Below are 6316 nucleotides of genomic sequence, written 5' to 3' on the forward strand. Positions count from 1 at the left end.
CGGATTATCAGGGACTCATTACTTAAGACGGTTTTCCGGCCCCGGGACCGAACCGCTGAATGACTTTTCTTTCGAGGCGCTGCGCACAAAAGCCTAAAGCCGCCTTGATTTCCTTTTCAACCATGCGCGTTGAGATACCGTAGCGCTTGGCAATTTCCAGGTGCGGGGCTTCTTCGACACGTGCCGCGAGGAGGATTTTGCGCTGGCGCGGTGGCAGCGCATAGAGGGCTTTGACCAGGCTCTGGATTTCTTTTTGGCCGCCGACCACCCGTGAAGGGTCAAGGGCTTCATCGCTGGGTTGCAACAGGTCTTCGATTTCACTGCCGGTCAGCAGGCGCGCATCGGCCTGACGGCGATCAGCCGCAATATTGAGGGCCATGCGGTACAGGTAGGCGTTGGGTTGCAACAGGTTGGGCGGCACCTCCATGCGGTCTACCCGCAAATAGGTCTCGTGCAGCACATCGCTGGCCAGGTCTTCAGAACCCAGGCGCTTGCGCAAACGCACCTTGAAGTCCTCGTAAGACGCCAGAAACAAGCTGACCATCGTACTCTGCCCGGAATTTTTCATGACCCCGAGGCTCCTTTCCCTGCTGTACATTCCATGCGTGTTCCTGCGGTTTCAGGCATCAAAAGTAAAGTCACCGGTGAGCGCAGTGAGCTGGGAGCCGGTCGATTGACACGGGTGGCGCCCAGGCTGCGAACCAATGCTTCATCGCGTTGTACATCACCGGTGGTGCTGACCAGCCGGCTGTGTTCGATCAAACCTTCACGATTTACCCATACCTGCACCAGCGCACGAAAGGTGCCGGGACGGGTCAGGGGTGAAGCGCACAAGCTGCGCTCAATGGCCGTTTGCAAAGCTGCGGCGTAGCTGTTGTTGATCCGCGCCGCAGCCGCCCTGCCCTTGGCGCCGTGCGGCTCAACCTGGCGACTGACTTCAGGCACTTGCAAGGTAAACGCGTCGCTGCTGGCGTATCGAGCCATCAGACCACTCCCTGTCAGTAAAACACCCAATGCCTGCTGGGCGGTGTAACGGCCATGCACGCCGATTGAACGCCGCCCGCGGGTCAGTTCCCGGTCCACCAGCACGGCCATGCCGGTGGCCTGGCTGAACGCTTGCAACGCTTGCTCAAGGTTTTGCGCGGGCAGGTCCATTTCCAGCAGCGGCGTGGCCTCTGCCGTCATTGCGGGCGGTGCCCACAGCAACACCCACAGCAATGCCAGGCAACTTGCTGCGTGAGTCCAAGCCCTGCGCTCGCCCTTTGCTCCGCTTCGCTGCACTGCTTGCGCGCCCTAGAAAACCGTCATCCTGAAGCGCGTTTATGAAACTGACGTTACAGTGATGGCAAAAAAACATCGCACGACTGTCACACAGCCTGCTCTAGACTTCGCTCTGATAGCGGCCCTCATTCCTCGGGCCCGCATGGAGACCCCGATGAAACTGCTCCCCGCCCTCGCCGGTGTTTTTTTGTGTGCTGCGTTGCCTCTGGTAGCCCACGCTGAAGACGCGACCAAAGGCTGCACTGAAGTGAAAGTGGATGGTTACCGCTCGCCGGACTACGACTGTTTGAGCCAGCAGTTGGGCACGGGCCAGAACGCCGACAAAGCTGCACAGAAAAACGCCGAAGCCCAACAGGTGCCGGTGGACAAGCGCCAACCGAATCAGATCGGGCTGTCGACCCCTGCAGCCACCAGCGTACGCATGGGCAATACCTTTGGTACGTCGGTAAAGCCGCAGCGGCCTTGAGGGGTTAAGCGCTTACGAATGTTGCGCGTAGAACCCGGCGATCCGTCGCCACATTTCGGTCGGGTTGGAGTACATGGGGAAGTGTCCGCAGGCCGGTATCTGCGCCAGTTGCACGCCCGCACGTTGAATGGATGACAGGTACGACAACGAGGCGTTCTGTTCGCCATACATAAACAGGCGCGGGCAACTCAGACTGAGGAATTTGCCCATCAGGTCGGCGTTATCAGACAAATCGACTATCGACTCGAATATCCCGCGCACCGCCTCAGCTCGTACCTTGTGGCGCAAGCTTGCTGAATAAAGCGCGCTGGCAAATGCCGGTACCTGGCGGGTGCGTTCGATAAAGGCATTGAAAAACGCCTGCGGGTCCTGGGCCGGGTAATCCACGATCTGGCGGCTGAGAAAACAATCTTCGGGGGCAATATTGCCTTCTATATCGACAAAGCTCAGCACCCGCTCAGGGTACTGGTGGGCCAGTAACAGCGCATTCAGCCCGCCCATGGAATGGCCGACCACGTGAAAGCGCTCAATACCGAAATGTTCCATTACCTGAAGGGCGGTTTGTAACTGGAATGGAATGCTGACCCGCGACAGGTCATCGCAGCAGGTTTCACCACACCCAGGGGCATCGAAGGCCAGGAATGGATGGCCGGCGAACGCTGGCTGCAGGGCAATGTCTGCGTAGTCTTCTTTGGTCGAGCCAAAACCATGCAGGAACACAATCGGGGCCAAATGGCCTTCGCGGTGGATGGCGGCGACATTCATCGGCACGCCCTGAACGCTGAGCGGCAACTGGTGGTGGGTAAAGCTGGCAAGGGTTGGCACGTAAAACCTCTGGTACAAAAAACAAAGCGCCAATGTCGGGGCAATTGCTGCGGCTGTACATTCCTTATTCCGTTAGGTTTTTATAGGCCAAACCTATCAAAACCACAGACCCGGATTCATACCTTGTCGCGGAATCTGGCAATGATTTCATCGATCAGCGGATTGGCACGCTCGGCATTCCAGGCCACCGCGGTGGTCACCACATTGAGCTTCTGGCTCAACGGGCGAAACACCACATTGGCCGGGGCCAGCTTTTTCAAGGACGCCGGAACCAGCGCAATGCCCTGCCCATAACTGACAAAGGCAATTTGTGACGCCACCGAGCGTACTTCGTGCAACACCCGTGGCGAAAAACCGCTGGCCTTGCAGGTGGCGATCAGATTGTCGAAATACACCGGGCTGACTTTGCGCGAGAACATCACCAACGACTCATTGGCCAGGCTGGACAGGTTTATCCGACTGCGCGAAGCCAAGGGGTGATCCGCGGCCATCGCCACCATCAGTCGGTCTTCGAGCAATGGCAACGACCTGATCGACGCGCCCAAGTCACCGTCCAGACGGGCAAACGCCAGGTCAATGTCTGACGTTTCGAGGGCCGGTACGGCTTCAACACTGTCGATTTCACGCACCGAGACGGTCAGGTGCGGGTAGTCGTTTTTCAATTGTTCAATCAAGCCCGGCAGTACATCGAACATCGCCGTAGAAATTGCCCCAATGGTCAGAACCCCCGACTGCCCGGCCACGGCTTCTTCAACGGCCAATTCCAGACGCTCCAGTTGCTCGGCAAATTTACGTACCGCCGGCAGGATCGCTGCGCCCACGGGGGTCAATTTTGCACCGCGCCTGGAGCGATCAAACAACTTGACCTTAAGCGCTTGCTCAAGCACCTGAATCTGCTCGCTTAAGGGCGGTTGCGACATGCCCAGGCGCTTGGCGGCGCGGCCGAAGTTTTGCTCTTCAGCCACTGCGAGGAACAACCAGAGGTGACGGATCAGACGGAAATTGATCATGGCTTATCCATAGGTTTGGCGTATCTAACGCTTATTTGATTCGTAATATACCTATCAAACACACTCCTCGACACTGGGCGCCTTCGTCACCACCGAGGTTCCCCCCATGAAGCCCCCCTGCTTGCTTGACCGTTTGGCCGCATTGGACACCAACACGGTGTCTGATGCCCTCGATTTCCTTGGCATCAAAGGCGCTACCGCTGGCCTGCGGCCCTTGTGGAACTGCCCCAAAATCGTCGGCCGCGCCAGCACCGTGCTGCTCGGCCCCAAAGGCGACAACCTGCCCACCGTGCACCTGATCACCCCGGTGGTTGAACGTATCGACAGCGATGACCGGGTGCTGGTGATCGCCGGAGGCCTTGAGGGCATCTCGTGCTGGGGCGACACCCTGGCCAATGCCGCTGTCAGCAAACGTGTGCGCGGCACGGTGATTGACGGCTTCAGCCGTGACATCGACGGCAACGCGTCCATTGGTTACCCGGTGTTTGGCCGTGGCGTAACCATGATCAGCGCACGCAACCGGGTGGTGCAGATCGACTCGGCGGTGACGATCACGGTCGCAGGCGTCGAGGTCAGTGAAGACGACTACGTGATCGCCGACAACTGCGGCACGGTGTTTGTGCCTCAAGCCGCCATTGAGCAGGTTGTGACGATCGGCGAGCGCATCACCCGCCGCCAAAACGCCATGGTCGATGCCATTCGCGCGGGCCGTTCAGTGGCCGAGGTCATGCACGACAGTCAGTTCGATGCCATCAATGCGGAGCACGCACAATGAATGATCAGCAGTTGGTCGCCCTGTTTGAAGGGCTGGACACCCCCGGCGTCTCTGATGCCCTGGACAAACTCGGCTTGCCCGGCCAGTGCCTGGGCATCGCCCCCCTGGCCAACTACACCCAGGTGGTTGTGGGGCCTGCATTCACCGTGCAATACGTTTCGGCCAGCGTTCCGCCGGGGACGGTGGGCGACTTTATTGATGACGTAGCCCCCGGCGACGTGGTGGTGATCGATAACGGCGGGCGCACCGACTGCACGGTCTGGGGCGACATCATGACCCAGTACGCAGGCAGCCGGGCCATCGCCGCCACGGTCATCGACGGGGTTTGCCGGGATGTCAGCAAAGCCTTGCATGACGGCTACCCGGTGTTCAGCAAAGGGCGTTTTATGCGCACCGGCAAAGACCGCGTGCAAGTGCAGTCGGTGAATCAGCCCGTGTCCATCGGCAGCGCCCGTGTGTGCGCCCGCGACATCGTCGTGGCCGACGCCAACGGCGTGGTCATCGTGCCGCGTGCCCGCGCCGCAGAAGTTGCCGCGTGCGCCCGTCAGATCGAATCGGTAGAAGCCGAAATCCGCCAGCAGATCGCTCAGGGCAAATCCTTGAAAGACGCCCGCGCGGCGCTGGGCTATCACCACTTGCAGAGTAAGCACGGATGAGCCTCAGTACTGACATCCAGCGCCTGAACCAGCGACTGGCCAGCGCCCAACCTTCGGCTACTTACCGGATCATGGACCGCGTGGCAGAACGCCGGGCGCAAGGGGCGACGATCATCTCGCTGTGCGCAGGCGAGCCGGACTTCGACACCCCGGCGCATGTGCGCGCCGCTGCCATCCAGGCCATCGAGGCGGGCCATACCCGTTACACACAGGTGGCGGGCGTGCGTTCATTACGCGAAGCCGTTGCGGCCAAGTTCCGCCGTGAGAACGGCCTGCCCGTGACCTGGGCTGACACCCTGGTGTGCAGCGGCGGCAAGCAAGTGATCTACAACGCCCTGGCGGCCACCTTGAACGAAGGTGACGAAGTCATCGTACCCGCGCCCTACTGGGTCAGTTACCCAGAGATGGTTCAGTTGTGCGGCGGCGAAGCCCGTATCGTCACTTGTGATGCCGAGTTCAAATTGACTCCGGCCTTGCTCGCCGCGGCAATCACGCCGCACACCCGCTGGTTGATCCTCAACTCGCCGTCCAACCCGACCGGCGCGGTGTACAGCCGGGCGGAGCTGCAAGCGCTGGCCGAGGTACTGCTGGCCCACCCGCATGTGCTGATCCTGGCCGACGACATCTACGAGCATCTGATTTTCGATGACCAGGCGTTCTTCACCTTGGCTCAGGTTGAACCGCGTCTGGCCGCCAGAACCTTGACCATGAATGGCGTTTCCAAGGCCTACGCCATGACGGGCTGGCGCATTGGTTTTGCCACCGGGCCACGCTGGTTGCTGGAGGCCATGGAAAAACTCCAAGGCCAGCAGACCTCCGGAGCCTGCTCTGTTTCGCAACAAGCGGCGCTGGCGGCATTGGAGGGTCCCAAGGATTTCATCGGGCAGAGCCGGGCCGCGTTCCAGGGCCGACGGGATTTGCTGGTCGAACAGTTGAACGCGACACCCGGACTGGAATGCGCCACACCGGCAGGTGCGTTTTACGTGTTTGCCAACTGTGCGGGGCTGCTTGGCAGAACGTCTGCCGGTGGGCGCGTGTTGCACACCGACGAAGACGTCGCCCATGCTCTGCTCGACGAAGCCAATGTGGCGGTGGTGCCGGGCAGCGCGTTTGGCCTGGCGCCTTACATCCGCATTGCCTATGCACTGGATGAGGCGTCGTTGCTGACCGCCTGCGAAGCGATTCGCAAGTTTTGCGACGCTGTCAGTGACTAGATAACCCTTTTTGTGGGAGCGGGCTTGCTCGCGATACGGGCAACACGATGTAACTGTTACACCGCGTCGGTCCAATCGCGAGCAAGCCC

8 protein-coding genes are annotated in these 6316 nt (G+C 60.2%); 4 read left to right on the plus strand and 4 right to left on the minus strand.

The window, feature by feature from the left end; genetic code table 11:
• Nucleotides 1-22 precede the first annotated feature (22 nt).
• Nucleotides 23-568 (minus strand): RNA polymerase sigma factor, encoded by a 546-nt coding sequence (locus tag QMX84_RS00935; RefSeq protein WP_153332553.1) that lies wholly within the window; start codon nucleotides 566-568, stop codon nucleotides 23-25.
• Nucleotides 565-1185 carry an STN domain-containing protein gene (locus QMX84_RS00940; protein WP_048372109.1) on the minus strand — a complete coding sequence of 207 codons (621 nt, stop codon included), beginning with the start codon at nucleotides 1183-1185 and terminating at the stop codon, nucleotides 565-567. Before QMX84_RS00940 ends, QMX84_RS00935 begins: the two co-directional genes overlap by 4 nt.
• Before the next feature lie 250 nt (nucleotides 1186-1435).
• On the opposite strand from QMX84_RS00940, the gene QMX84_RS00945 reads away from it, so the two are divergent.
• Nucleotides 1436-1747, plus strand: a complete 312-nt coding sequence (locus QMX84_RS00945) for a hypothetical protein (protein ID WP_153332557.1) — start codon at nucleotides 1436-1438, stop codon at nucleotides 1745-1747.
• A 12-nt stretch (nucleotides 1748-1759) separates the two neighbouring features.
• Here the strand turns inward: QMX84_RS00945 and QMX84_RS00950 are convergent, their stop codons facing one another.
• Together QMX84_RS00950 and QMX84_RS00955 are read right to left on the minus strand one after the other, a co-directional pair.
• Nucleotides 1760-2512, minus strand: a complete 753-nt coding sequence (locus tag QMX84_RS00950; protein WP_282362880.1) for an alpha/beta hydrolase — start codon at nucleotides 2510-2512, stop codon at nucleotides 1760-1762.
• Between the two features lie 176 nt (nucleotides 2513-2688).
• Nucleotides 2689-3582 carry a LysR family transcriptional regulator gene (locus tag QMX84_RS00955; RefSeq protein WP_153355594.1) on the minus strand — a complete coding sequence of 298 codons (894 nt, stop codon included), beginning with the start codon at nucleotides 3580-3582 and terminating at the stop codon, nucleotides 2689-2691.
• A gap of 106 nt (nucleotides 3583-3688) precedes the next feature.
• Here QMX84_RS00955 and QMX84_RS00960 point away from each other — a divergent pair, with 106 nt between their 5' ends.
• Genes QMX84_RS00960 through QMX84_RS00970 form a run of 3 tightly spaced genes read left to right on the plus strand, consistent with a single transcriptional unit; the run spans nucleotide 3689 to nucleotide 6227 of the window.
• Nucleotides 3689-4357, plus strand: a complete 669-nt coding sequence (locus QMX84_RS00960; RefSeq protein WP_153355596.1) for an RraA family protein — start codon at nucleotides 3689-3691, stop codon at nucleotides 4355-4357.
• Nucleotides 4354-5013, plus strand: coding sequence for an RraA family protein (locus tag QMX84_RS00965; protein WP_153432916.1), 660 nt, complete (start codon nucleotides 4354-4356; stop codon nucleotides 5011-5013). The genes QMX84_RS00960 and QMX84_RS00965 overlap by 4 nt, the downstream gene beginning before the upstream one ends.
• Nucleotides 5010-6227 (plus strand): pyridoxal phosphate-dependent aminotransferase, encoded by a 1218-nt coding sequence (locus QMX84_RS00970; protein ID WP_282362874.1) that lies wholly within the window; start codon nucleotides 5010-5012, stop codon nucleotides 6225-6227. Before QMX84_RS00965 ends, QMX84_RS00970 begins: the two co-directional genes overlap by 4 nt.
• Nucleotides 6228-6316 lie beyond the last annotated feature (89 nt).

Origin of the sequence: Pseudomonas sp. PS01297, from assembly GCF_029959305.1 — a bacterium.
GTDB lineage: Bacteria > Pseudomonadota > Gammaproteobacteria > Pseudomonadales > Pseudomonadaceae > Aquipseudomonas > Aquipseudomonas helleri.